Genomic DNA, 25,866 nt, shown 5'->3' with positions numbered 1-25,866 from the left:
GTATCCGAACGGACGGTGCGCCCAGGGCCTCTGGTTTGGATCATGCCGGGCTCGCGGGGCCCGGCACGCACACTCGCCCTAGTCGACTTCGGCGACCGCCTGCGCGAACTGCGCCGAATACAGCCGGGCGTAGGCGCCCTCGGCAGCCAACAGCTCCTCGTGCGTGCCCTGTTCGACGATCGATCCGTTCTCCATCACCAGGATCACGTCGGCGTCCCGGATGGTGGAGAGCCGGTGCGCGATCACGAAGCTCGTACGGCCGTGGGCCAGCCGCGCCATCGCCTTCTGGATCAGCACCTCCGTACGGGTGTCGACGGAGCTGGTCGCCTCGTCGAGCACCAGGATCACCGGGTCGGACAGGAACGCCCGCGCGATGGTGATCAGCTGCTTCTCGCCCGCGCTGACGCCGGTGCCCTCGTCGTCGATCACCGTGTCGTAGCCGTCCGGCAGGGTACGGATGAACCGGTCGGCGTGGGCCGCCTTCGCCGCCTCCTCGATCTCCTCGCGGGTGACCTCGCGCGAAGCGCCGTACGCGATGTTGTCCGCGATCGAACCGCCGAACAGCCAGGTGTCCTGGAGGACCATGCCGATGCCCTGCCGCAGCTCGTCGCGCGACATCTTCGTCACGTCGACCCCGTCCAGCGTGATCCGGCCGCCCGTCACCTCGTAGAACCGCATCAGCAGATTGACGAGCGTGGTCTTGCCGGCGCCCGTCGGGCCGACGATCGCGACCGTGTGACCGGGTTCGACGTTCAGCGACAGATCCTCGATGAGCGGCTTCTCCGGGTCGTAACGGAACGACACCTTCTCCAGCGCGACGCTGCCCCGCAGCTCCTCGGGACGCTCGCGCTCGCCGGGCGCGGGGTCGACGCCCTGCTCCTCGGCGTCCAGCAGCTCGAAGATCCGCTCGGCCGAGGCGACACCCGACTGCACCAGGTTCGCCATCGAGGCGACCTGTGTCAGCGGCATCGAGAACTGCCGCGAGTACTGGATGAACGCCTGCACGTCACCGATCGACAGCGTCCCCGAAGCGACCCGCAGACCACCCACGACGGCGATCAGCACGTAGTTCAGGTTGGAGACGAACATCATCAGCGGCTGCATGATCCCGCTGTTGAACTGCGCCCTGAAACCGGCCTCGTACAGTGCCTCGTTCTGCTCGGCGAAGTCCTTCGCGGACTCCTCCTGCCGGCCGAAGACCTTCACCAGGGTGTGCCCGGTGTACATCTCCTCGATGTGGGCGTTGAGCTTGCCCGTCACCTTCCACTGCTGCACGAACTGCGGCTGCGAGCGCTTGCCGACCTTCGTGGCCACGACCACCGAGAGCGGCACCGTCACCAGCGCGACCAGCGCCAGCAGCGGCGAGACCCAGAACATCATGACCAGCACGCCGACGATGGTGAGCAGGGAGTTGATGAGCTGGCCCATCGTCTGCTGCATCGTCTGGGAGATGTTGTCGATGTCGTTCGTCGCCCGGCTGAGCACCTCGCCGCGCTTGGCCCGGTCGAAGTACGACAGCGGCAGCCGGGACAGCTTCGTCTGGATGTCCTCGCGCAGCTGGAAGATGACCTGGTTGATGACCCGGATCGACAGCCGGGTCGCCACCAGCATCAGCAGACCGGCGCCGACATAGACCGCCAGCGCCACCAGCAGTACGTCGCCCACCGCACCGAAGTCGATGCCGTGACCGGGGACGAAGTCCACCCCGGAGAGCATGTCGGCCAGGCCGCTGTTGCTCTTGCGCAGGCCCTCGACGGCCTGTTCCTTGGTCGTCCCCCCGGGCATCTGCCGGCCGACCACCCCGGCGAAGACCAGGTCGGTCGCCCGGCCGAGGATCTTCGGCCCGATCACCGAGAGAGCGACACTGAGCACGGAGGCCAGCAGCATCACGTACAGCGAGGTCTTCTCCGTCGCGAAGCGCTTCAGCAGCCGCTTCGAGGACCCCTTGAAGTCCATCGACCGGTCGGTCGGCGCCCCGCCCGCCATCATGCGTCCGCCAGGCCCGGCCATTACGCGGCCTCCGCTTCCGTCAGCTGGGAGAGCACGATCTCCCGGTACGTTTCATTGCCGTCCATCAGCTCGTGATGGGTACCGGAGCCGACGACCCGGCCCTCGTCCAGCACCAGGATCCGGTCCGCATCGCGGATGGTGGACACCCGCTGCGCCACGATCACCACGGTCGCCTCGGCCGTCTCCTGCGAGAGGGCCCCGCGCAGCGCGGCGTCGGTGGCGTAGTCGAGCGCGGAGAACGAGTCGTCGAAGAGATAGATCTCCGGCCGCTGCACCAGCGTCCTGGCGATGGCCAGCCGCTGTCGCTGCCCGCCCGAGACATTGGTGCCGCCCTGCGCGATCGGCGCGTCCAGACCGTGCTCCAACGCCGTGACGAACTCCCTGGCCTGCGCGACCTCCAGCGCGTGCCACAGCTCCTCGTCGGTCGCGTCCGGGTTTCCGTACCGCAGGTTCGTCGCGACCGTCCCCGAGAACAGATACGGCTTCTGCGGCACGAGGCTCACGGTCTTCGCCAGCAGCGCCGGCTCCAGCGTCCGCACGTCCGTGCCGTCGACCAGCACCTGGCCGTCCGTCACGTCGAACAGCCGCGGTACGAGCCCGAGCAGCGTCGACTTCCCGCTGCCCGTCGAGCCGATGATCGCGGTGGTCTCGCCGGGGCGGGCCACCAGGTCCACCGACCGCAGCACCGGCTCCTCGGCGCCCGGGTAGCGGAAGTCCGCGCCGCGCACCTCCAGATGACCGTGGGCGAGCAGCTTGCGGACCGGCTTGACGGGCGGGACCACGCTGGACTCGGTCTCCAGGACCTCCTGGATGCGCTCGGCGCAGACCTCGGCGCGCGGCACCATCATGAACATGAAGGTGGCCATCATCACCGACATGACGATCTGCATCAGATAGGCGAGGAAGGCGGTCAGTGCGCCGATCTCCATGCCGCCGCTGTCGATGCGGTGGGCACCGAACCAGAGCACGGCGATCGACGAGACGTTCACGACCGTCATCACGGTGGGGAACATCAGCGCCATCAGCCGGCCCGTGGACAGCGCCACGTCCGTCAGCTCGGTGTTGGAGCCGCGGAAGCGCTCCTCCTCGTAGCCGTCACGGACGAAGGCGCGGATGACGCGGTTGCCGGTGATCTGCTCGCGCAGCACCCGGTTCACCGTGTCGAGCCGCTCCTGCATGGTGCGGAACAGCGGACGCATCCGCTTCACGATCAGGCTCACCGCGATGCCGAGCACCGGCACCACCGCCAGCAGCACCGCCGACAGCGGGACGTCCTGGCCGAGCGCCATGATGATGCCGCCGACACACATGATCGGGGCCGACACCATCAGGGTGAACGTCATCAGCACCAGCATCTGGACCTGCTGGACGTCGTTGGTCGTACGGGTGATCAGCGAGGGTGCCCCGAACCGCCCGACCTCACGCGCCGAGAAGGACTGCACCTGGTCGAAGACCGACGCCCGGATGTCGCGGCCGAGCGCGGACGCGGTACGGGCGCCGAAGTAGACGGCCCCCATGTTGCAGACCACCTGGCCGATGCTGACGGCGATCATGATGCCGCCGAATTCGAGGATGTAGCCGGTGTCCCCCTTGACGACGCCGTTGTCGATGATGTCGGCGTTCAGGGTGGGCAGGTAGAGGCTGGCGCAGGTCTGCAGCAGTTGGAGGAGAACCAGCAGCAGGATGGGTTTTCTGTACGGACCGAGATAGGCCCGCAGGAGTTTTATGAGCACGCGTGTCTCTCGGAGTCGGCAGAGGGCGGGAGTCGATCCATTTTCCGGCACCGGTGGCAGTGACTGCGAGCGATTTTACTCAAGACCAGGTCAAAAAACAGACCGAGTACACAAGTGGAGGGGGTCATCTCCACCGGTGTACCCGGCCGTGTCGCACAGGTGGGCGGCTCAGCCCGCGGAGTCGAACGCTCCGGGGTGGATCTGGTCCCGCGTGGCCACGTACTGCTGGCGCACCGCCTGCCCGGCCGCCAGCTCCTCGCCCGGCTCCAGCACCTGCGCCGCGGCGCCCTGCCAGGCCGGGGGAGCGAGCGGATCGGCCGTCCCCTGCGAGACCCCCAGCGCCCAGGCCGCCTGCCGGGCCGCGCCCAGTGCCGCGTACTCGGCGGGCTGCGGCACGACCACCTGCGTACCGAACAGCGCCGGGGCGAGCCCCCGCACGGCGGGCAGCTCGGCCGCCGCCCCCAGCAGGAACACCCGCCGCACCTCGACGCCCCGGCCGCGCAGCACGTCGAGCGCGTCGGCCAGCGAGCACAGCATCCCCTCGAACGCCGCCCGCGCCAGGTGTTCCGGCCTCATCGACTCGCGGCGCAGCCCGCACAGCGTCCCCGCGGCGTGCGGCAGCCGAGGCGTCCGCTCGCCCTCCAGGTACGGCAGGAGCACCAGCCCGGAGGCGCCCGGCGTGGACTTCAGCGCCAGCGCGGAGAGTTCTTCGAGGCCCTCCACGCCGAGCATCTCGGCGGTCCCGCGCAGCGCCCGTACCGCGTTGGAGGTGTGCACCACCGGCAGATGCTTCCCGGTGGCGTCCGCGAACGAAGTGATCATCCCGGCCGGATCGGACAGCGCCTCGTGATGCACCGCCATGACCGAGCCCGACGCCCCCAGCGACACCACCGCGTCGCCCACCCCGACCCCGAGCCCGAACGCCGCCGCCATCGTCTCGCCGGTCCCCGCGGAGATCAGCAGCCCCTCGGGCGTCGTCCCGGCCGCGTCGGCGGGGCCGAGCACCTCGGGGAGCGCGGCCTGGTGGCCGAGCGCCATCTCCACCAGATCGGGCCGGTAGGAACCGGTGTCCGCCGACCAGTAGCCGGTGCCGGACGCGGCGCCCCGGTCGGTGGTCCGCCGGGCCGGACGGCCCAGCAGCTGCCACACCAGCCAGTCGTGCGGCTGGAGCACCGCGGCCACCCGCCGGGCCGCCTCCGGCTCGTTGCGCGCCAGCCAGCGCAGCTTCGCCACCGGCTGTGCGGCCTGCGGCACCGCCCCGACCGCCTCGGCCCAGGCCTGCCGCCCGCCGAGCCCGTCGATCAGATCGGCCGCGGCGGCCTGCGCCCGCTTGTCGTTGCCGAGCAGCGCCGGGCGGACCGGATTGCCCTGGTGGTCCAGCGGCACCAGGCCGTGCTGCTGGGCGGAGACGCCGATGGCCTGCACCCCTTCGAGCAGCCCGCCGGTGGCGGCCTCGCCGAGCGAGAGCAGCCACGCCTGCGGATCGACCTCGGTGGCCTTCGCCTCGACGGGGTGCGCGGCGAACCCCCGGCGCAGCACGGCGCCGGTGTCCGCATCGCAGACGACGATGTGCGTGAAGGCGGAAGAACTGTCCAAGCCGGCGACTATCCCCATGCACAAGATTCTGCCGCACCGCCGGGGCTTTTCCGTACCGGTGGTGCGGCAGTGACGGGGGCGGCCCCGCTACGTGTTGCTGGTGCCCCAGTCGTCCTCGCCGTTCCGGCCGCGGTCCCGCAGCGAGCGCACCCGGCCGGCCACCGAGGCGGGGACCTTCTCGCCGACCTTCTCGCTCACCGCGTGGTACGCCTTGCCGGCCAGGTCACGGCCGCCCTGCGCCGCGGACTCGGCGGTGTTGCGCACGGCCGGATTCTGGGCGAACTGGCGTGCGGACTTCTTCATCTGCTCGTAGCGCTCGCGCCCGGCCCTTGTTCCGATCACGTATCCGAGGGCCAGTCCGGCGATGAACGTGAGCCGGTACCGCATGGCTGCCACCCTTCTTTGACTCACTGCGAAGCTCAGTGCGACGTGTGCTGCCCGCCTACCCGCGGGCACCGGAGATCACCCCGGGGGATACCGATTGGCAAAGCACCCCCCTGCTTGCGCTAATGTATGTGTCGCAGCGAACGCGCGCCGCCCGGCAGCAGCCAGGCAGGTAGGGTTCGGTGCAGACGCAGCAATCCCCTGTAGCTCAATTGGCAGAGCAGCCGGCTGTTAACCGGCAGGTTACTGGTTCGAGTCCAGTCGGGGGAGCGCGATCCCCTGTAGCTCAATTGGCAGAGCATTCGGCTGTTAACCGGAGGGTTACTGGTTCGAGTCCAGTCGGGGGAGCGGAACGGAAGAGGACCCCACGGGGTCCTCTTTCGCATGCCCGGCGGCGGTCGTCACCGTGGTGCGCCTGGGATGCATGCGACTCTTTCGCGTGTACTTCGCTCCGTACGGAACCGGACGGCCGACACCGAGGTCTTCATGGTCATGCGAAGCCGACCATCCGGAGCGAGAGATCGTATGACCGGCTATGCTGCGGCAGACGGCGCGCACACTTGTACGCGCCACGCCGAAAAGGGGCGGTAGCTCAGCCGGTTAGAGCAGCGGACTCATAATCCGTCGGCCGTGGGTTCGAGTCCCACCCGCCCCACCGAGCAACCCCAGGCAGAATCGTTTTGGCCTGGGGAAACACGTTCTTGTGGGGCATTTCGCGTGCAGCGGACGGCTCACGGAGGCGCGGCGAACGCGCGCCTTCGCGTGCCGCAGCGGGGTCCTGTCGCAGGTCCCTGCCGGTCGCCGTTCGTGGGTGCTTCGGATGCGGCCGTGAGCCGCAACTGAATGGGGTGGGGAATGTCCAGACACAGGCTGTCCAAGAAGGGCCGTTACATCGCGTGGGCGACGGCGGGTGCCGTCGGGGTCGCGGGTGCCGGGTTTGCGGCACAGACGTCCATGGCGGCCACCGCTTGGCCTGCGCAGAAGACCTACACGGGCCGGGCGTTCGACACGTGTACCGCACCCTCGCTCACTGCGATGAAGGCGTGGCACACGGGGTTCTACGGCGCCGCCGCCGTCTACATCGGCGGGAAGAACCGTGGCTGCGCCCAGCCCAACCTGACCAAGTCCTGGGTGAAGTCGGTCAGCACCACCGGCTGGAAGCTCATCCCGCTCTACGTCGGCGCGCAGCCACCCTGCCAGAAGAGCGCGAACCCCGAGAAGTTCACCTCCTCCACGGCCGCCTCCGTCGGTGCGAGCAACGCCAAGGACGCGGTGGCCAAGGCATCGGCACTCGGGATGAAGGCCGGCAGTCCCATCTACCTGGACATGGAGCCGTACGACATCACCGACAAGGCGTGCAACGACGCCGTCCTGACGTACGTACGCTCCTTCACCAGGACTCTGCGCGATGCCACGTACCGCGGAGGCTTCTACGGTTTCAGCAGTTCCAGCGCCAAGGCCATCGCCACCGCCACGAACCGGACGGACCTGCCGGGCAACCTCTGGTACGCGCTGTGGGACAAGAAGAACACGACCACCACGGACTGGCCGTGGAAGCCGACCCAGTTCACCGACCACAGCCGCGGCCACCAGTACATGGTCAACAGCAAGGAGACCCGCGGCGGTTACACCATCACCGTCGACCGCAACGCATGGGACGCCCCGGTCGCGATCATCGGCTGACGGGAACGCGTGGTCGTCGACCGGCACCCGGGGGTCTCTCGTCCGGATCGGGCCGGCTCAGGTGAGCGGGCCCGGAGCAGGTGACACGGTCGGCGAGGCGTCGCGCAGGGCTATCGGTTCGCCCATCGCGACGAGGATCCGGCGGCTGCCGCGATAGGCGTCGCGCCCGTGCGCGGACAGGATGTTGTCGACCAGCATGAGGTCACCCGGCTGCCAGCTCTCGCGCCGGGTGGCGGAGTCGTAGGCCTTGTTGAGGGCGTCCACGTCGTGGGCCGTCAGCGCACTGCCGTCGCCGAACGCCGTGTCGAACGGCAGCCCGTCCGTTCCGAAGGTCATCTCCATGACGTCCCGGACGTCCTTGTCCAAGGACCAACGGCTCCAGAAGGCCGCGTGATTGAACCACACCTCCTCATGGGTCCGGGGATGGCGGACGAGTGCCGAGCGCCTCTGGACGGTGCGCAGCCCGGCCTCCCCCTGCCAGGAGTGGCCGATGAGATTGCGTTCGCAGTACTCGGCCACGTCCTCGCGTTCGTCGGTCGAGAAGGCGGTCTGCCACGGGAGTCCCGCGTGGGCGTGGTAGTTGCGGTTCAGTAGCCAACCGGTGGCGCGGAAGCGTTCCACGAGGTCGGGGGGCAGAGCCTCCCGTACCCGACGGACATCGGCGACCGTGGTCGCGCCGCCCGTGTCGGGGGCGTCGAGGCAGCAGAAGAGCAGCAGTCCGGGGAAGTCCAGGGTGTAGCTGTTCTCGTTGTGCTGGCGGATCGTCTGCATGGGGGGGAGGTCGGTCGACGAGTACACGTCGGCGCCGAAGTCGCTGCGGGGTGTGGCCTTCTCCCTGTATGCGGCTCGCTGCCGCACCAGGACGTCGCGCAGCCCGGCGAAGTGCTCCTGCCGCTCGATGGGAAGGCCCCGGATCAGAAGGTGTCCGTGGCGCAGGAGTTCGGTCCGGATGGCCTCGATGTGCTCCACGACCCAAGCTCGTGCGGACGCCTGGCCGGCCAGCCGCGGTGTCCGGAGGACCGGCGGCTTGCCGGGCAGGGACTGTATGGGGAGGCCGGTCGGCTGGGGCAGGGCGGTTTCCGGGGTCATCCGGGATGTCTCCGATCCTGGTTCGGGGTAAACGGGTGGGCACACGGCCGGGCAGGCTTCGAACGCCTCGTCTACGTGCTCCGGTCCGACAGCGACTGCGGGGCGTACGACTGCGCCAGCCACTCGTCGTTGTAGATCGTCTCCAGGTAGTTCGTTCCGAAATCCGGTGAGATGGCGACCGCGGTGACGTCGTCGCTCACCCCGTTCGCCTTCATCCAGGCGAGTGCGCCGCTGACCACGGTTCCCGTCGAGCCACCGAAGAGGAAGCCGTGTCTCACGAGCTCGCGGCACATCCTGACCGTCTCGGCCTCGGAGACGTGGACGACGTCGTCCACGCACGACATGTCGAGAATCCCCGGCCGCACGCCGGAGCCGAGACCGGGGATCATGCGCCGGCCCGAGGGTTCACCGAACGTCACCGAACCGACGGCGTCGATGGCCACGATGGTGACCGACGGCTGGTTCGCGCGGAAATAGTGGGCGCATCCCATCAGGGTCCCGGTCGTTCCCGCTCCGACGAACAACAGGTCGAGAAGGGGGAACGCCTTGGCGATCTCGGCCCCCGTGGTCCGGTAGTGGCCCATCCAGTTGCCGTCGTTGGCGTATTGGTTGAGCCACAGGTATCCGGGGTTCGCCGCGCACAGCTGTCGCACGTACGACAGCCGGGCGGCGAGGAACCCGTTCTCCAGGTCCGGCTCGGTGACGACATGCACCTCGCTGCCGAAGGCCTCCATCAGCCGCCGGGCGGCGAGTGTGCAGCGAATGTCGGTCACACAGATGAACCGGTAGCCGCGACTGGCCGCCACGATGCTCAGTGCGACGCCCATATTGCCCGAGGAGGATTCGATCAGCGTCGCACCCGGGAACAGCTCCCCGTCACGTTCCTTCGCCTCCACCATTTCGGTGGCAGCCTTCAGCTTGACGGAGCCGGCGAAATTGAAGCCCTCGCACTTCAGGAGGAGCGGGTACCCCGTGCTCGGACGCAGATCGACGTAGAGATCCTCGACATTGAAATCTGTGGGATTCGAGATGATAGCCGTCACGTAATGCAACCCATTCTCGTCAAGAAGCTCCAGCCGGCCCGCTCGTCAATGTTCGCAATTGGTTCGATATTTGAGCTATACGAGATATGGCGGCGGGTGCGGTTCCGGCTCGTGAAGGTCGTCCGGGCGCACAGGGAAAGGGCAGTTGTATCAGTCTTCGCAGTCCTCCCGGAGGTGCTGGAGAGGGCTGCCGGGGCGATGGATGTGCCATCCGCGGGCTTCTGTGGTGCACTGGATCCGGAGTCTGGCATTCAAATCTGCCAACTTTCTGTTGCATGTTCCTGCCTTGATTTCTTTGCAGGTCATTGAGCAGCGGCGATGCATTGCGTGACGGGCCAATATCGCCATGATTCAGGCATGCCGTAACGACTTGGCTAAATGCATGATCAAAGTGATTTCACCCTGTGTGATTTGGCCAAATGAGCGGTCCGAATACGTCCCGGGCGACCGGTACTTCGCAATTAAATGACTGTTGACTCCTGTCCCTGAGCACACATACAGTCGCTGAGGCGGCGATGAATCGATCACCAGACCGTGCGCTTTACGGCTCACGGGTACGGGACGGGGGCGGGACCGATGCTTCTCTTGCTAGTTCGGCGACCGCGCCGGTCGATCCGGGGTTGTTGCGGAAAGTGACCGCCTACCTGCCGGCCGCCCTCGACGCATGCCTTCTGGCGCTGCGTCCACTCCCGTGATTTTCTGTCGCGTATCGGCCAGTGCCCATTGTTGCGGTGCAGTGCACAACTGAGAGTGCGCTTTCCAGCCGAGAGTTCTCCCTATTCCAGAAAAAGCGACAACGTTGCCTCGTGTGCCATCTGTCCCTGATGTGACCAAGGAGGAGTTCAAGTTGATGGAATTCAGGATTCTCGGCCCGGTCGGAGCCTGGGTGGATGGCGAAGAGATTCCGCTCAACGGGACGAAGCAGCGCACCATGCTTGCCGCTTTATTATTGGCCGGTGAACGCGTACTCCCTGACTATCGCTTGGGCGAGGCCCTCTGGGGGAAACGACCTCCAGGAACTTACCAGGCGCAGATATACACATACGCCTCGCGTCTGCGGCGACATCTGGAAAATCATGTCGAGATAATGCGCAGAGGGTCGGGCTATATGCTGCGGATCACCTCTGGGTGCTTCGATTACGGCGACTTCACAACGCTTTCCCACTCCGGCCGGGCCGCCCTGCGGGAAGGGAGATACGGGAGAGCCGCGGAGTTGCTGCGGGCCGCACTCGGTCTCTGGCGGGGGCCCACCCTGACCGATGTGACCGAGCATCTCGGCGACACCGAGAGGCCGAGCATCGAGGAGGCCTACATGGAGACGCTGGAGAGCCGCATCTCCGCGAACCTGGCGCTCGGCCGGCACGCGCAGCTCACCTCGGAGCTGGTCGGGCTGGTGCACGCCCATCCGCTGCGGGAGCGGCTGCGGGCCCAGCTCATGCTGGCGCTCTACGTCGGCGACCGGCAGGCCGATGCCTTCACGGTCTTCCACGAGGGCAGACGGTTGCTGGACGAGGAGCTCGGGGTGGATCCCGGCCCGGCGCTCCGCCGGACGTACCAGGCGATCCTCACCGGCAGCGTCGGCGAGCTGGAACGTGAGGTGCTGGTCGGCCCGGCGGAGGCCGACCCGGCCGGCGAGGACTCCCCGTGGCACCGCGAGTCCTTGCTCGCGGTGAACGGGGCCGGTCATCCGTAACGCTTCAGCTCGGTGAAGAAATCGGCGACGGTGTGCAGGGAGCCTTTCATGGATACCTGGTTGTAGATGTGGTTGGCCACAGCCAGGTCCAGTACTCCGAGGCCGAACGGGGAGAAGACGACCGGCCGATCCGGCGGGCAGACCACTTGCCGGGTCAGTACGTCGTACAGGGTGCCGGCCACGAACGCGCGATGGCCGACCAGCTGCTCGGTCAGGTGCAGCGAGGTGTTGGCCTTCATGCAGTGCTCGATGTCGTCGGTGACATTGTGCGACGCCAGCAGGATCTCCGGTGACAGATCGCGCAACGAGATATGCAGGACCAGGGGATTGTGGGTGAACCATTCGGGATCGGTCACATGCGGCCGGGCCGCAGTGGTGGCGAAGACGACCAGGTCGGAGGACCTGACCAGTTCCTCCGCCGTCGCATGGACCGTGATCTGTCCGTCCTCGGTCCGTGCGAGATAGCCGCGGAAGGCCTCCGCGTGCTCGGCCGAGAGATCGTGAATGCCCAACTCGTCGAAGGAGAAGCCGTTTCCGGCAAGGTAGGAGTGGATGAAACGGGCGATGAGCCCGGTGCCGAAGAAACCTACCCGGGTCGGACGCCCGCCCCGCTGTTTGCTGAGCTCGTCCGCGGCCAGTGCCGCGGACGCCGCGGTGCGCGCCGCGCTGATGACGGAGCTTTCGAGGCAGGCGAACGGATAGCCCGTGCGGGCGTCGTTGAGGATCAGGACCGCGGAAGCGCGCGGAATGCCGGCGGCCACGTTCTCGGGGAAACTCGAGATCCACTTGATCCCGTGCACGGCGTCCTCTCCCCGCAGGGAGGCGGGCAGCGCGATGATCCGTGACGAAGGGCGGTCCGGGAAAGTGAGGAAGTAGGAGTCGGGATTCACCGTGTGGCCGGTTCCGTGCAATCGGTAGGCGGCCTCGACGATCCGCGTGACCTCGTCCTCCTTCCCGTTGATCACCTCGTGCACCTGGGCGCCCGGGATCACGCTGAAAGAGGGGGCGGGGGAGGGAGCGGGCTGGTTCATGGCTGCCTTTCCGACAGGTCGGGCCGGTGGGATGGGATCACGGAACAGCCCTTACGGCTGTTCCACGGGCCGGAGATCGTCCTTGTGCAGGGTGGACCGGAGGTCGGATCTCCGCAGTTCCTCGTCGGCGGTCAATTCGATCCGGTCCACCGCCCGGCGCAGGATCGGCGGCCCCATCAACGACGTCACCACCGCGATCAGCACGATGACGGTGTACATCGCCGTGTTCAGCACACCGAGGCGCAGGCCGACCATCGCCACGATCACCTCGACGACACCTCGGGCGTTCATGCCGGCACCGAGCGCTATCGCCTCCCAGCGGTTGAGGCCACTGGCCCAGGCGCCGATGAAGGCCCCCACGAACTTGCCGACGATCGCGATGATCAGCAGGATCACCGCGGTGAGCAGCACGGCCGGATCGGCCAGCGCGGTCAGATCCATCCGCAGGCCGGCCGTCGCGAAGAACAGCGGCGCCAGTACCGCCACGACGAAGGTGCGCAGGGGCGCCAGCCGGGTCAGCACGTCCTTGCCCGCCCCGCGGATCAGGATTCCGGCGACCAGCGCGCCGAAGACGCCCTCGAAACCGATCGCGTGCGTAGCCGCGCTGAACGCGATGACCAGCGTCACGGCCACGCCGAGGGTCACCCCCGGGTCGTCCGACCTGACGGTCGTCCGCATGGCGCGGTGCACGAGCGGGCGGCCGATGAGTGCCGCGGCCGCGAAGAAGAGGAGCAGGAGACCCGCCGACCGGACCAGGCTTCCGGCATTCAGTCCGCTCGTGGCCATCGCGGTGACGACGGAGAGACCGAACCAGCCCAGCACGTCGTCGACCGTTCCCGAGATGAGGATGAGCTGCCCGACGTTGCGGTGCAGCATGCCGAGATCCATCAGCGTCTTGGCGATGACCGGGATGGCGCTCACACACATCGCGATGCCGATGAACAGGGCGAAGACCTTGCGGTCCGAGCCCTCCGCGAGCAGCGAGGCGGGCAGCAGGGATCCCGCGGTGATGCCGAGGCCCAGCGGAATGGCGAAGCCGGGCAGGCTGACGCGCACGGCCGTGGTGGCTCGTTTCCGGATCAGTCCGGTGTCCATGTGCAGACCGGTGATGCCGACCAGCAGCAGGACGCCGAGCTGGCCCACGGCATCCAGCAGATGCGCCTGCGTCGGCACCTCGGGGAAGAGCCATGCGGACACCTGGGGCAGGGTGTGCCCGAGCAGGGACGGCCCGAGGACGACGCCCGTCAGCAGCTCGCCGACGATGGGGGGGAGCGAACAGCGTGCCGCGAGCCGTCCCAGGAGGGTCGCGACCAGCAGCAGAAGTGCCACCTGGACCAGCAGCATGGCCAGTGGATGCCCGCCCAGGGGCGGCACCGGTTCTATCGCGATGACCACGGACTCTCTCCCTCGATTCAGTCGGACATGGCGACGAGGACCCGGCGCGGACCGGTGAAGGGCCTGCGGCCGTGACCGACCAGCATGTTGTCGATGAGCAGCACGTCACCGGTCTGCCAGTCGACGTCCACAGCGGCCTCCAGACCGCGGTCGCGCACCTGGGTGATGTACTGCGCCGGGATCGGGGAGCCGTCGGCGAAGGTGACGGACTGGGGCAGATCCTTCTCCGGCATGATCCGGTGGAGCGCTGCCGCCGTCTCGTCGCCCAGCCCGGCGGCGTGCCACTGGTCGGCCTGGTTGAACCAGACCTCGGCACCGGTCACCGGATGCCGGGCGGTCGACGGCCGTACCTGGCTCACCCGCAGCCCGCCGTCCCGGGTCCACTCGTGGTTCGCGTCGCTGTCGGCGAGGATCGCCTCGACCTCGGTGCGTGAACCGGTCTCGAACGTGTCCTGCCAGCTCTTGCCGAAGCCGTGTCCGCCGTGCAGGTTCTGCGCGTAGCGCACCCCGCCGGCGAAACGCTCGCGCACCTCGGGATCGAGAGCCTCCAGCCAGCGCACCCCGTCCACCAGAGGAGTCGCGCCGCCCGACCCGGCGGCCCGTTCGCAGAAGAAGAGCAGCCGGGCCGGCCACCGGTGGGCGTAGCTCAACTCGTTGTGCATCGAGATGGTGTACTCCGGCGGGTACTCCGTCGACGTGTAGACGTTCTGCCCGACCTTGGTACGGGGCGAGTTGCCGTTGACGTAAGCCAGTCGATTCGGCAGCAGCAGGTCCATCACGGATTCCAGCTCGGCTGTCCCGACCTCGAATCCGCGGAATACCAAGGATTTCTCCCGGGTCAGCAGAACGTCCAGATCACCGAGACCGCGCAGATGGCTGATCAGGCCCTCCGGCGTCGCTTCGGCCTTTATGTCGGCCGGCGTGACGACAAGGGGCGCCCAGGCGCTGTAACCGTCCGTCATGGCTTCTCCTAGCGGCAGGACCTTGGTCGGTCCGACCCTGGAGAGCACGTCTATATTTCATCGCTACCCGGCCTATCGGCCCCCTCCCGCACCGGGTCCGGTCGGAACCGGAGGCTGTATAGGCGGTCTATAGCTGAGATACCCAGGGTGGTCTTCACCGTGCAGTTCTGTGTACGGGATTTCCTGGAAACAGCGAGCGACGGAGTCGAGAATGATCGACCGGGACGCGATCCGGCTTCCTTTGTCCGCCGGCCAGCAAGGGGTCTGGTTCGCCCACCAGATGGATTCCTCCGGGTGGGCGTACAACTGTGCGGAGTACATCGCTGTCGACGGCCCGGTCGACGTCGCTCTGTTCGACAGGGCCTGGAAGATCCTGCGCGCCGAGGCCGATGTCGTCCGCATCGGGTCGGTGGTCCAGGACGACGGTCTGTGGCAGGTGCTGGACCCGGGGCACGCGGCAGCTCTCCCGCTGATCGATTTCTCCGGCGACGACGATCCGGACGACCTGGCGCACCGGTGGATGCGGAACGATGTCCGGCGTCCTGTGGATCTGAGCACAGGACCCGTCACCGCGTTCGCCCTGATCAAACTCTCCGGGAAGAGGTTCTTCTTCTACTACCGCATCCACCATGTGGTCATCGACGGCTACGGCGTCCATCTGCTGGGGCAGCGGCTCGCGGAGATATATTCCGAGCTGGCCGCCGGCCGGACCTCTGTCGCCCGGGTGTTCGGTCCGCTGAAGGACCTTCTCGACGGCGAGGCCGAGTACCGTGCGTCCGAGGCCTTCGCGGCGGACCGGGCGTACTGGGTCGAGCACTTCGGTGACCGGCCGGGGCCACTGCGGGTCCCCGGCCGCCGGGGTGCCGGATCGAGCCTGCCGGAGGAGCGGCTGCGGCTGCGGCTGACGGCCCCGTTCCCCGACGACGATCTCGAACTGCTGCGGAAGACAGCCGCCGTGTCCGGCACCACGTGGCAGATCCTGCTCATGGCCGTCGTCGGGGCCTATGTCCACCGGGTGACCGGACGCCAGGAGGTGACGCTCGGCGTGCCGGTGGCGGGACGTCGCAGCGTCGCGGCGCGCCGGATCCCCGGCATGGCGACCAACAGCGTGCCGGTGCGTCTGGACGTCGCCCCCGGGACGACTCTGGCCGATCTGGTGCCGCGACTGACGAAGGAGGTCGGCAACGCACTGAAGCACGAACGTTTCCGGCTGGAGGACCTGCAGCGCGAACTCGCCCCGGAGGGCGGAGCGGGCGCCTTGATGGGCCCCGTCGTCAACTTCATGCCGTACGGCGGACCGCTCCGTTTCGGCGACGCCCCGGCCACCAGTCACAACCTGGCCTCGGGACCGGTCCTCGACCTGTTCGTCACCTTCCGGCCCGGGCCCGGCGGCGAGGCCATGTCCGTGGTTCTGGACGGGAATCCCGAGACGCAGGACCTGGAGAGCCTCTCGGCGCACCAGGAGCGACTGATGGCCTTCATCCGTACCGTGGCCGCCGCTCCGGACACCCCGATCGCCGCGATCGACGTGCTCGGCGCGACGGAACGCCGCGGGCTCCTCGTGGAACGCAACGCCACCGCGCTGCAACTGGACGACGAGACGGTGCCCGGGCTGTTCAGGAAGCGGGCGGCCGCGGCCTCGTCGCACATCGCGCTCGTCCACGGTTCCCGCACCATGACGTACGGGGAGCTCGACGGACGGTCGGACCTGCTGGCCCGGGAACTGGGCGCGAGAGGCATCGGCGCCGAGGACCTCGTGGCCCTCGCGCTGCCGCGCTCACCGGAGCTGATCACCGCCATGCTGGCCGTGCTCAAGGCCGGTGCCGCCTTCGTGCCTGTCGACGTGTCCTATCCCACCGAGCGCTTCGTCCACATCGTCGGCGACTCGTCCCCCGCCTGTGTGGTGACCACGAAGGAGGAGACGCGGCTGCCCGACGGCGTCGTCCGCATCCTCCTCGACGGCACGGACATCCCGCCGGGTCCGGCGCGCGCCGCGGTCGGCCCGCCCGCTCCGGGCCCCGACGACCCGGCCTACGTCATCTACACGTCCGGCTCCACCGGGGCCCCCAAGGGCGTCGTCGTGCCGCACAGGGGCCTCAGGAACCTGGTCGAGGGCAACGTGCGACGGTACGGCCTCGGCACCGGGAGCCGCGTGCTTCAACTGGTGTCGCCGAGTTTCGACGTGGCGATGGCCGACATCTGGCCGACCCTGCTGGCGGGCGGCCGGCTGGTGCTGGCTCCCGAGGGAAGAACCCTGACGGGAGAGGAACTGGCCGCGCTGCTGAGCACGCAACGGATCACGCAGGCCGCGATCCCCCCGGTCTTCCTGTCCCGGACACCGGCCGAGAACCTGCCGGAGCTGAACGTTCTGATCACCGGCGGTGAACCCCCGGCCCCCGAGACACTGCGACGGTGGGCCCCGGGCCGGCGGATCTTCAACGAGTACGGCGTCACCGAGGCGACCGTCACCACCACCGTGAGCCCGCCGCTGGACCCGGCGGACACACCGTCGATCGGCCGTCCCGTCGCCAACTCCCAGGTGTACGTGCTGGACGACGCCGTGCTGCCGGTCCTCCCCGGGGCGGCGGGGGAGCTGTACATCGGGGGAGCCGGGGTCGCCCGGGGCTATCTGCGCAGGCCGGAGCTGACGGCCGAACGGTTCCTGCCGTGCCCCTACGGTCCGCCCGGGTCGCGCATGTACCGCACCGGCGATCTCGTGCGCTGGCGGGCCGATGAACAACTCGACTATCTCGGGCGTGTGGACAGCCAGGTCAAGGTCCGCGGCTTCCGCATCGAGCTCGGTGAGATCGAGGCGGTGCTCGCCGGCCAGGAGTCGGTCCGGGCCGTGGTGGCGGCGGTGTGGGAGGACCGGTCGGGCAACAAGCGGCTGGTCGCCCACGTGGTGCCCGCACCCGGCATTGTGCTGGATACCGAGGAGGTGCGCCGGGAGGCCGCGCTCTCGCTGCCGGAACACATGGTTCCCATGGTGGTGGAGCTGGACGCCGTGCCGGTCACACCGAACGGCAAGGTGGACCGCGGCGCGCTGCCCGAGCCGGACTTCTCCTCCGCCGGGACCGGGCGGCCGCCCGCGGACGACCGGGAGGAGATCCTCTGCGCGCTGTTCGCACAGGTACTGGGGTCGGACCGGTTCGGTGTGGACGACTCGTTCTTCGGTCACGGCGGCGACAGCATCCTCGCTCTGCAACTGGTCGCCCAGGCGCACCGGGCCGGGCTCGGATTCGAGGTGGGCGATGTCTTCCGCCACCCGACCGTCGCGCAACTCGCCCCGCACACCAGCATGGTGACCCGCATGGAGGACCGGGCCGAAGGGGCCGGAAGCGGGAGCGGTCCGGTCGCCAGGAGCGGCCCGCCGGCGCATGGCGGCCCGCCCGGCGCCGCCGGCCTCACCCCCGCCGATCTGCCCCTGGTCGACCTGGACCAGACGGGGATCGACACACTGGGCGCCGCCCACCCCGGTATGTCCGACGTACTCCCGCTCACGCCCCTCCAGGAGGGCCTGCTCTTCCACAGCATCCTGGCCGAGGACGGCGTCGACGCCTACGCGGCACAGCTCCGCTTCGACCTCGCCGGTCCGCTGGACACGGCGGTGCTGAGAGCGGCCGGCACATCGCTGCTGAAACGGCACGCCGGTCTGCGGGCCGCCTTTCGGCACACCGACACCGAGGAGCCCGTACAGATCATCTGCGACGGGCTGCGGCCGTCCTGGGCCGAGCGGGACCTGTCGGCGCTGCCGGAGGACGAGCGGGAGGCCGAGGCGCTGCGGCTGGCGGCGGAGGAACGAGGCCGTCCCTTCGACATGACGGCGCCACCCCTGCTCAGGTTCCTGGTGCTGAAGCTGGCCGACGGCCGCCACCGGGTCGTTCTGACGGCCCATCACATCCTGTGGGACGGCTGGTCCACGTCGATCCTGGTGCGTGAGCTCTTCGCCCTGTACGGGCAGGGCGGCGACGGTGCCGGGCTGCCTCCCGCCCGTCAGCACCGTGACTACCTGGCCTGGCTGTCCACCCGGGACCGGACCGAGTCCCGGCGTGCCTGGGCCGCCGCTCTGCGGGGCCTGGCCGGCCCCACCTATGTCGCCGACGGCGTGACGGGGCCGGCCGCGGAGCACCAGGCCCACCTCACCCAGGAACTCGGTGCGGTGCTGACCGGCACGCTCTCCGCGTCCTGCGTCGACCACGGCGTCACGCTGAGCACCGCCGTGCACGGCGCGTGGGGGCTGCTGCTCTCCCGGATCACGGGAAGCGACGACGTGCTGTTCGGCACCTCCGTCTCCGGGCGCCCGTCCCAGCTGCCCGGGGTCGAGAGCATCGTCGGCCTGCTCGCCAACACGGTCCCCTACCGTGTGCGGCTGCGGGCCGGTGAACCCTTGATGGCGACACTGGCACGGCTTCAGGAGGAGCAGCTGTCCCTGGTGCCCCACCATTACCTGGGGCTGGCCGACATCCAGCGCCAGGCGGAGGGCCCACGGGGCGGCACCGCGCTCGGCTACAGCGGTGGCGCCCTCTTCGACACCGCCATCACGTTCGTCAACGGCGCCCTCGAAGCGGGCGGGCCGACCGGTGTCGACGGTCTGCGGCTGACCGCCCTCGGCGTGGAGGACGGCACCCACTACCCGCTCCGGCTGGTCGCCCTGCCGGGCCGCATGCTGACCCTGAGGCTCGGCTACCGGGCCGACGTCTTCTCCCGGACCGACGCGAGGCGGCTGCTCGCCCGGCTGGTGGACACGCTGGAAACGCTCGCCGGCCGGGACTGACCGCCACCGGCCGGCCCGACATCCCCGCACCACCCCCACCCATCCCGAGGAGGCGAGGCGGCCTTGCGGACGCCCGACGTATTCATCAAGGGGCTCGGCACCTTCGTGCCCGACCCGGTCGCCATCGAGGAGGCCGTCGAGCAGGGTCACTACCCCGCCATCGACGTCGAGCTGCACGAACTGGCCGGCGCGGCGGTGGCCGGAGAGACCCCGGCCCCCGAAATGGCCCTGCGCGCCGCGCAACAGGCGTACAAGCGCTGCGGCCACCGCCCCGAGGACACCACCGTCCTGCTGTACGCCGACTCCTGGCACCAGGGCCCCGACGGCTGGCAGCCCCAGTACTACCTGCAGCGCCACCTGGTCGGCGACGACGTGCTGTCGGTCGAGGTGCGGCAGGGCTGCAACGGCATGTTCGCCGCGCTGCAACTCGCCGCGGGCTACCTGCGGGGCATGCCCGCGGCGCCGGACGGAGGCGAGCCGGCGACCGCGTTGCTCGTCGCGTCCGACAACTTCGGCACCCCGATGATGAACCGGTGGACCATGGGCCCCGGCTACGTCGCCGGGGACGCCGCCAGCGCGGTCCTCCTCACCACCGAACCGTCCTTCGCCCAGCTGCTCGCCGTGGGTTCGGTCTCCGTGTCCGAGGCCGAACAGATGCACCGGGGAGCCGAGCCGCTGTTCCCGCCCGGCCCCACCGTCCAACGCCCCCTCGACTTCCGGGCCCGCAACGCCGAGTTCAAGCAGGCCGCTCTCGCGGAGGGCGTCGGAACCCGGGCACTGGTCAAGGTCCACGGGATGACGCTGGCGCTGGTCGAACGGACGCTGTCCGAGGCGGGTGTCGGACTGGGCGACGTCACCCGGGTCGCGTACATGAACTACTCCCGGGAGATCGTCGAGCAGCGCTGCATGGCCGCGCTCGGCCTCCCCATGGAGAAGTCGACCTGGGAGTTCGGCCGGACCGTCGGACATCTCGGCGCGAGCGACCAGATCGTATCCCTCGACCACCTGGTGGGAACCGGCGAACTCGGGCCAGGTGACGTCTTGTTGATGCTCGGAGTCGGACCGGGCGTCACCCTGTCGAGCGCGGTCGTGCGGATCCGCGACATCGCCCCGTGGCGCAGTTGAACAAGGCTAAGGAGACCGAAGTCGTGTCCATACGAGACGAGTTCGCGGCCGAGGCCGCGGCAGAGACCGGCACAGCACCGGTCACCGGGCCGGAACCGATAGCCGTGATCGGGGCCGGCTGCCGGCTGGCGGGCGACGCCGACTCCCCCGGCGAGTTCTGGGACATGCTGCTGTCGGGCCGTGACGGCATCGGCGACATGCCCCAGGACCGTTGGGGCATCTACCGGGACCTCGGCCCGGAGCACGGCGCCGTGGTCCGCCGCTCCGACGTACCCGGCGGCTTCATCCGGGACATCGAGGGCTTCGACTCCGCCTTCTTCGGCCTCACGCCCCGCGAGGCGGAGCTGATGGACCCGCAGCAGAGGCTGCTCCTCGAAGTGGTGTGGGAGGCACTGGAGGACGCGGGCATCCCGCCGCAGAGCCTCGGCGGCGGGGACACCGGCGTCTTCGTCGGCATCGGCTCGGACGACTACGGGCGACGGCTGCTGGAGGACCTGCCGGCGATCGAGGCCTGGACCGGTATCGGCAGTGCGATGTGCGCCGCCGCGAACCGGATCTCGTACGCCCTCGATCTGCACGGCCCGAGCATGGCCGTGGACACGGCGTGCTCGGCGTCGCTGGTCGCCACCCATCTGGCCTGTCAGAGCCTCCGGGCCCGGGAGAGCGGCATCGCCCTCGTCGGCGGCGTCAACCTGATCATCTCGCCCGGCCTGTCCGCGACGCTGGAGTCCGCCGGTGCCACCGCTCCCGACGGCCGCTGCAAGCCCTTCGACGCCTCGGCCAACGGCTACGGGCGCGGTGAGGGCGGGGCGGTCCTCGTGCTCAAGCGACTCGCCGACGCACAACGCGACGGCGACCGGGTACTCGCCGTCGTCCGGGGCAGCCACATCAGCCAGGACGGCCGGACCAACGGCATCATGGCCCCCAGCGGAACGGCCCAGCAGCGGCTGCTGGAGGAGACCCTCCGCCGCACGGGTGTGACCGCGGCATCGGTCGACTACGTCGAGGCCCACGGCACCGGCACCAGGGTCGGCGACCCCCTCGAAGCAGGGGCGCTGGGCGCCGTGTACGGCGAGGGACGGCCCGCCGGTGAACCGCTCCTGTTCGGTTCGGTCAAGCCGAACGTGGGCCACCTGGAGGCGGGTGCGGGCGTCGCCAGTCTGCTCAAGGCCGTCCTTGCCCTCGCCCACGGCGAGATCCCGCCGAGTCTCAACCACACCCGGGGCAACCCGGCCATCGACTGGGACTCGGGCGGTCTGCGCGTCGTCACCGAGCGCACCCCGTGGCCCGACCGCGGCCGGCCGCGCCGCGCCGGTGTCTCCGGCTTCGGCTACGGCGGCACCATCGCCCACGTCATCCTGGAGCAGGCGCCCGAGCCCGTCGCCCCCGCCGCTCCGTTGCCGCGACCGGCCACGGGCCCACGGCTGTTCCCGCTGTCCGCGAAGTCCCCGGCCGCCCTGCGCGACTACGCCGGCCGACTGGCCCGATGGCTCGCCGAGGAGGGCCGGGGAAGCGGCCTGGACTCCCTCGGGCACACCCTGGCGGTACGCCGTTCGCATCTGGAGACCCGGGCCGCGGTCGTCGCGTGCGACCGGGAGGAACTGGCGGCCGGGCTGCGGACGATCGCCGAGGGCGACGAGTCGCGCGAGGCGGTCGTCGGCTCGGTCCCGGCGGACCCGGGCAAGGGCCTGGTGTGGGTGTTCTCGGGACATGGCTCGCACTGGGCGGGCATGGGACGCGAACTGCTCGCGTCGGAGTCCGTGTTCGCCGAGGTGATCGACGAACTGGACCCGGTGTTCCTGGAGGAGATCGGCTTCTCTCCCCGACAGGTGCTGCTGGACGGCGACTTCGAGACCGTGGACCGCATCCAGACCATGATCTTCGCGGTGCAGATGGGTCTCGCCAGGGTCTGGCGGGCGTACGGAGTCGAGCCCGACGCGGTGATAGGTCACTCCGTGGGCGAGGTGGGAGCCGCCGTGGCCTGCGGCCTGCTCTCCCTCGCGGACGGCGCCCGGCTGATCTGCCGCCGGTCGAAGCTGCTGCGCCGGGTGGCCGGACACGGCGCGATGGCGATGGCCTCCGTCTCCGCCGAGGAGGCCGCCGAGCGGCTCGCGGGCCGTACCGATGTGGTGGTCGCCATCGCGGCGTCGCCGAACTCCACGGTCATCTCGGGTGACACCGCCGGTGTGGAGGCCCTCGTCGAGGAGTGGCGGACCGAGGGCCTGCAGGTGCGCCGGGTGGCCTCCGACGTCGCCTTCCACAGCCCGCAGATGGACCCTCTTCTCGACGAACTCGCGGCTGCGGCACACGACCTGAGACCCGGGGAACCGCGCATTCCCATGTACTCGACCGCGCACCCCGACCCGCGCAGCACTCCCGCCGCCGACGGCGCCTACTGGGCGGCCAACCTGCGCAACACCGTCCGGCTGGCGGCGGCCACCCGCGCCGCGGCGGAGGACGGCCACCGCGCGTTCCTGGAGATCTCGGCCCACCCCGTGGTGGCCCACTCGATCGGCGAGACGCTGGCGGAGGAGGGCATCGAGGACGCCTTCGTCGGCTCCTCCCTGCGCCGCAACCAGCCGGAACCGGACACCTTGCTCTCCGCCCTCGCCTCCGCGCACACCCACGGCATCGGCCTGGACTGGGCACGTCTCCAGCCGGCCGGTGAGCTGGTCCCCCTGCCGCGGGTCGCCTGGCAGCGCAGGCCGCACTGGCGGGAGACGGCCTTCCCCGGCGCGGGCCAGGGCCGCGGGCACGATGTGGACGCGCACGAACTGCTCGGGCAGCCCCTTTCCGTCTCAGGCCGGGCCCTGCGGCTGTGGCGCACCCTCCTGGAGGACTCGAACCGGCCCTATCCCGGCAGCCACACCATCAACGGGACCGAGATCGTCCCGGCCGCCGTACTGCTCAACACGTTCCTGGCCGCGTCGGGCGGCGGACCCGGGAACACGGACGGGACGACGTCCGGATGTCTGCGCGAGATCGCGCTGCGCCTGCCGCTGCCGGTGTCCGAGCGCCGTGAGCTCCAGGTGGTGCGGGAGGACGACGGGCTCCGGCTGTCCTCGCGGCCGGCCGAGGGCGACGGCTCCTGGCTGACCCATACGACCGCCACGACGGGGTCGGCCGACGACGCGCCCCTGGGCGGAATGCCGACGCCGCCCGACGGCCTGGTCCCTGCCGACCCGGGCGCGATCCAGCGGCACCTCGCCTCGGTCGGCGTCCCGAGCATGGGCTTCGACTGGACCGTCGAGAGCCTCCTGCGCGCCGAGGGCACACTGCACGCCCGGGTACGTCCCGCCCTGCCGGACCGAGCACCGGTGACCTGGGCCCCGATCCTCGACGCCGCCCTGTCCATCGCTCCCTCCGCGTACCCCGGGCCCGCGACGCTGCGCATGGTGGCCGGCCTCGCCGAGATGCGGGTCGAGGGGAATCCGCCGCCGGTGGCCGAGATCAGGGTCACCCACGACCCGGCGGCCGACCTGGTCGATGTGCTGATCGCGGACACCGACGGCCATGTGCTGGCCGCGCTGACCGGCGTACGGTACGGCGGGATCGGCAACGACTCGATGGCGGCGGCGCCACCCCGTGACCTGGTCCACGAGATCGCCTGGCGTCCGCTGGGCCTCGCACCGGAGGCGGAGGCGGACCCGGAGCGCACCGGGCGGGACGTGGTGCTGATCGGTGCCGTCGACCATCCGCTGGCGGGCGCGCTGCGCGAGCGGGTCACCGCCGAGGGCCGCCGGTTCCTGGCCGTGAAGCGCCCCGGCGACCTCGGAGTACCGGCGGCCGGGTTCGAGGCGGCCACGGACGTACTGGTGCTGCCGCCGCAGCCCGCGCCGCAGGACGCGGTACCCGACGCCGCGGCCGCGAACGCCTGGCTGCTGCTGGAGACCGCACAGTGGCTGGCCGCGCTGGGCACCGTGAGGTTTCCCCGGCTGTGGGCGGTGACCACGGGGGTGCGGGAGAGCCGGGACACGACCGGGCCGGCGCACTCCGCGCTGTGGGGGCTCGGCAGGATCGTCGCCGGTGAGCACGGTGAGTTGTGGGGCGGCATCGTCGACCTGCCGGCGGACGCCGCGGAGGGTGCGGCGGGCCGGCTGCTCGACGTGGTGCGGGCGGCACCGGGTGAGGACGTGGTGTCACTGCGGGCGGACGGTGCCGCGGAGGTGGCCCGGCTGGCCCGTACGGAGCGCGAGGAGCAGCACGACGCCGTGGCCTGCCGGTCCGACGGCACGTATCTGATCACCGGCGGCCTCGGTGTGCTGGGTCTGGAGGTCGCCCGGTGGCTGGCCGGGCGGGGCGCTCGGCGCCTGGTGCTGGCCGGCCGGAGCGGGCTGCCGCCGCGCGCGGAGTGGGACGGTGCGACCGACGAGGTCACCCGGCGCCACATCGCGGGCGTCAGGGCGCTGGAGGCGGCGGGGGTGACCGTGCGCGCGGTGGCCCTGGACATCGGTGACAAGGCCGCCGCGGCCCGGCTGCTCGCTCCGGACGCCCTCGGCATGCCGCCGATCAGGGGCATCGTCCACGCGGCGGGCGTCCTCGACAACCGCATGGTCCCGGATGTCGACGAGGAGTCGCTGCGGGCGGTGATGCGGCCCAAGGCGCAGGGCGCGTGGGTGCTGCACGACCTGTTCCCGGTCGGCACCCTGGACTTCTTCGTGCTCTTCTCCTCCTGCGGCCAGCTTCTCGGACTCCCGGGCCAGGCCAGTTACGGATCCGCCAACGCGTTCCTGGACGCGCTGGCGCACCACCGGGGCGACACCACGAGCTTCGGCTGGACCTCGTGGCGCGGTCAGGGCATGGCCGTGAACGAGGTCGTGGACCTGGAGCTGCGCGAGCGGGGCGTCACCGACATCTCGCTGTCCGAGGCGTTCGCGGCGTGGGACCACGCGGCGCGCCGGGGCACGGGGCACTTCCCGGTGCTGCGAACGGTACCGCTGGAGGCGGGCACCGAACGGCTGCCGCTGCTGCGGGAGATCGGCACGGCGGAGCCCGCCGCGGCCGGTGGGGGGCCGGCCGACGACGACCTCTTCGCAGGTCTGTCGGGGGAGGAGCTGCGCGAGCGGCTGACCGAGGAGATCGCCGGCCAGATCGCCGGCGAGATGAGGCTGCCGGTCGCGTCGCTCGACGTGCGGCGCTCGCTGGTCGAGCAGGGCCTCGACTCGGTGATGACGATCGTCATCCGCAAGCGGCTGGAGAAGCGCTTCGGCCACAAGCTGCCGGCCACGCTGCTGTGGCACCAGCCGACGGTGGTGGCGATCAGCGGGCATGTCGCGGAGCTGCTGTCGGAGCAATGACCCCCACCGCACACGAGGCCGCCCCCCTCTCCGGCCGGAGAGGGGGGCGGC

At 69.9% G+C, this 25,866-nt stretch carries 14 protein-coding genes and 3 tRNA genes; 8 read left to right on the top strand and 9 right to left on the bottom strand.

The annotated features are described in order from the left end of the window. Positions 1-78 precede the first annotated feature (78 nt). The 4 genes from ACWCPY_RS08090 to ACWCPY_RS08075 form a co-directional block, all read right to left on the bottom strand. Positions 79-2,010: an ABC transporter ATP-binding protein gene (locus ACWCPY_RS08090; protein ID WP_451263507.1), complete on the bottom strand. Its 1,932-nt coding sequence runs from the start codon at positions 2,008-2,010 to the stop codon at positions 79-81. Further along, entirely contained in the window at positions 2,010-3,743 is a 1,734-nt protein-coding gene (locus ACWCPY_RS08085) for an ABC transporter ATP-binding protein (RefSeq protein WP_451263506.1), read from the bottom strand. The genes ACWCPY_RS08090 and ACWCPY_RS08085 overlap by 1 nt, the downstream gene beginning before the upstream one ends. Positions 3,744-3,911: 168 nt before the next feature. Beyond that, complete coding sequence (locus ACWCPY_RS08080) at positions 3,912-5,357, bottom strand: FGGY family carbohydrate kinase (protein ID WP_451263505.1); 1,446 nt, start codon at positions 5,355-5,357, stop codon at positions 3,912-3,914. A gap of 69 nt (positions 5,358-5,426) precedes the next feature. Next, positions 5,427-5,726 (bottom strand): YtxH domain-containing protein, encoded by a 300-nt coding sequence (locus ACWCPY_RS08075; protein ID WP_451263504.1) that lies wholly within the window; start codon positions 5,724-5,726, stop codon positions 5,427-5,429. A 194-nt stretch (positions 5,727-5,920) separates the two neighbouring features. Here ACWCPY_RS08075 and ACWCPY_RS08070 point away from each other — a divergent pair. The 4 genes from ACWCPY_RS08070 to ACWCPY_RS08055 all read left to right on the top strand — a co-directional run bounded on the left by ACWCPY_RS08070 (position 5,921) and on the right by ACWCPY_RS08055 (position 7,406). Next, a tRNA-Asn gene (locus tag ACWCPY_RS08070) sits at positions 5,921-5,993 on the top strand. A gap of 5 nt (positions 5,994-5,998) precedes the next feature. Then, positions 5,999-6,071, top strand: a tRNA-Asn gene (locus ACWCPY_RS08065). A 233-nt stretch (positions 6,072-6,304) separates the two neighbouring features. After that, positions 6,305-6,378: transfer RNA gene (locus tag ACWCPY_RS08060), tRNA-Ile, on the top strand. 200 nt (positions 6,379-6,578) lie between these two features. Then, positions 6,579-7,406, top strand: a complete 828-nt coding sequence (locus ACWCPY_RS08055) for a glycoside hydrolase domain-containing protein (RefSeq protein ID WP_451263503.1) — start codon at positions 6,579-6,581, stop codon at positions 7,404-7,406. A gap of 57 nt (positions 7,407-7,463) precedes the next feature. On the opposite strand, the gene ACWCPY_RS08050 is transcribed toward ACWCPY_RS08055, so the two are convergent. Next, a complete protein-coding gene (locus tag ACWCPY_RS08050; protein ID WP_451263502.1) occupies positions 7,464-8,495 on the bottom strand; it encodes a TauD/TfdA family dioxygenase in 1,032 nt (343 codons plus the stop codon). Between the two features lie 71 nt (positions 8,496-8,566). Continuing rightward, positions 8,567-9,538 carry a 2,3-diaminopropionate biosynthesis protein SbnA gene (gene sbnA / locus ACWCPY_RS08045; RefSeq protein ID WP_451263501.1) on the bottom strand — a complete coding sequence of 324 codons (972 nt, stop codon included), beginning with the start codon at positions 9,536-9,538 and terminating at the stop codon, positions 8,567-8,569. A gap of 850 nt (positions 9,539-10,388) precedes the next feature. On the opposite strand from sbnA, the gene ACWCPY_RS08040 reads away from it, so the two are divergent. Then, on the top strand, positions 10,389-11,231 hold the full coding sequence (locus ACWCPY_RS08040; protein ID WP_451263718.1) for an AfsR/SARP family transcriptional regulator: 843 nt from the start codon (positions 10,389-10,391) through the stop codon (positions 11,229-11,231). Here the strand turns inward: ACWCPY_RS08040 and sbnB are convergent. Genes sbnB through ACWCPY_RS08025 form a run of 3 tightly spaced genes read right to left on the bottom strand, consistent with a single transcriptional unit; the run spans position 11,222 to position 14,619 of the window. Then, positions 11,222-12,262 carry a 2,3-diaminopropionate biosynthesis protein SbnB gene (sbnB, locus tag ACWCPY_RS08035; protein WP_451263500.1) on the bottom strand — a complete coding sequence of 347 codons (1,041 nt, stop codon included), beginning with the start codon at positions 12,260-12,262 and terminating at the stop codon, positions 11,222-11,224. The genes ACWCPY_RS08040 and sbnB overlap by 10 nt on opposite strands. Positions 12,263-12,313: 51 nt before the next feature. Continuing rightward, complete coding sequence (locus ACWCPY_RS08030) at positions 12,314-13,657, bottom strand: cation:proton antiporter (RefSeq protein WP_451263499.1); 1,344 nt, start codon at positions 13,655-13,657, stop codon at positions 12,314-12,316. 17 nt (positions 13,658-13,674) lie between these two features. After that, the gene (locus ACWCPY_RS08025) at positions 13,675-14,619 is read right to left on the bottom strand and encodes a TauD/TfdA family dioxygenase (protein ID WP_451263498.1); all 945 of its coding nucleotides are present in this window, start codon (positions 14,617-14,619) and stop codon (positions 13,675-13,677) included. Between the two features lie 211 nt (positions 14,620-14,830). Between ACWCPY_RS08025 and ACWCPY_RS08020 the strand changes: the two genes are divergently transcribed. The 3 genes from ACWCPY_RS08020 (at position 14,831) to ACWCPY_RS08010 (ending at position 25,815) form a co-directional block, all read left to right on the top strand. Further along, positions 14,831-19,393, top strand: a complete 4,563-nt coding sequence (locus ACWCPY_RS08020) for an amino acid adenylation domain-containing protein (protein ID WP_451263497.1) — start codon at positions 14,831-14,833, stop codon at positions 19,391-19,393. Positions 19,394-19,456: 63 nt separating this feature from the next. Then, entirely contained in the window at positions 19,457-20,518 is a 1,062-nt protein-coding gene (locus tag ACWCPY_RS08015; protein WP_451263496.1) for a ketoacyl-ACP synthase III family protein, read from the top strand. 23 nt (positions 20,519-20,541) lie between these two features. Further along, entirely contained in the window at positions 20,542-25,815 is a 5,274-nt protein-coding gene (locus ACWCPY_RS08010) for a type I polyketide synthase (RefSeq protein WP_451263495.1), read from the top strand. Positions 25,816-25,866: the final 51 nt, after the last annotated feature.

It is taken from the genome of Streptomyces sp. NPDC002403 (assembly GCF_053593015.1).
This window is presented reverse-complemented; position numbering and strand designations above follow the sequence as displayed.

What these genes read in the sequence shown, in the direction of transcription:
- ACWCPY_RS08090 (WP_451263507.1), bottom strand. Translation starts at nt 2,010, where the DNA reads ATGGCCGGGCCTGGCGGACGCATGATGGCGGGCGGGGCGCCGACCGAC.
- ACWCPY_RS08080 (WP_451263505.1), bottom strand. Translation starts at nt 5,357, where the DNA reads ATGGGGATAGTCGCCGGCTTGGACAGTTCTTCCGCCTTCACGCACATC.
- ACWCPY_RS08075 (WP_451263504.1), bottom strand. Translation starts at nt 5,726, where the DNA reads ATGCGGTACCGGCTCACGTTCATCGCCGGACTGGCCCTCGGATACGTG.
- ACWCPY_RS08055 (WP_451263503.1), top strand. Translation starts at nt 6,579, where the DNA reads ATGTCCAGACACAGGCTGTCCAAGAAGGGCCGTTACATCGCGTGGGCG.
- ACWCPY_RS08050 (WP_451263502.1), bottom strand. Translation starts at nt 8,495, where the DNA reads ATGACCCCGGAAACCGCCCTGCCCCAGCCGACCGGCCTCCCCATACAG.
- ACWCPY_RS08040 (WP_451263718.1), top strand. Translation starts at nt 10,389, where the DNA reads ATGGAATTCAGGATTCTCGGCCCGGTCGGAGCCTGGGTGGATGGCGAA.
- sbnB (WP_451263500.1), bottom strand. Translation starts at nt 12,262, where the DNA reads ATGAACCAGCCCGCTCCCTCCCCCGCCCCCTCTTTCAGCGTGATCCCG.
- ACWCPY_RS08025 (WP_451263498.1), bottom strand. Translation starts at nt 14,619, where the DNA reads ATGACGGACGGTTACAGCGCCTGGGCGCCCCTTGTCGTCACGCCGGCC.
- ACWCPY_RS08020 (WP_451263497.1), top strand. Translation starts at nt 14,831, where the DNA reads ATGATCGACCGGGACGCGATCCGGCTTCCTTTGTCCGCCGGCCAGCAA.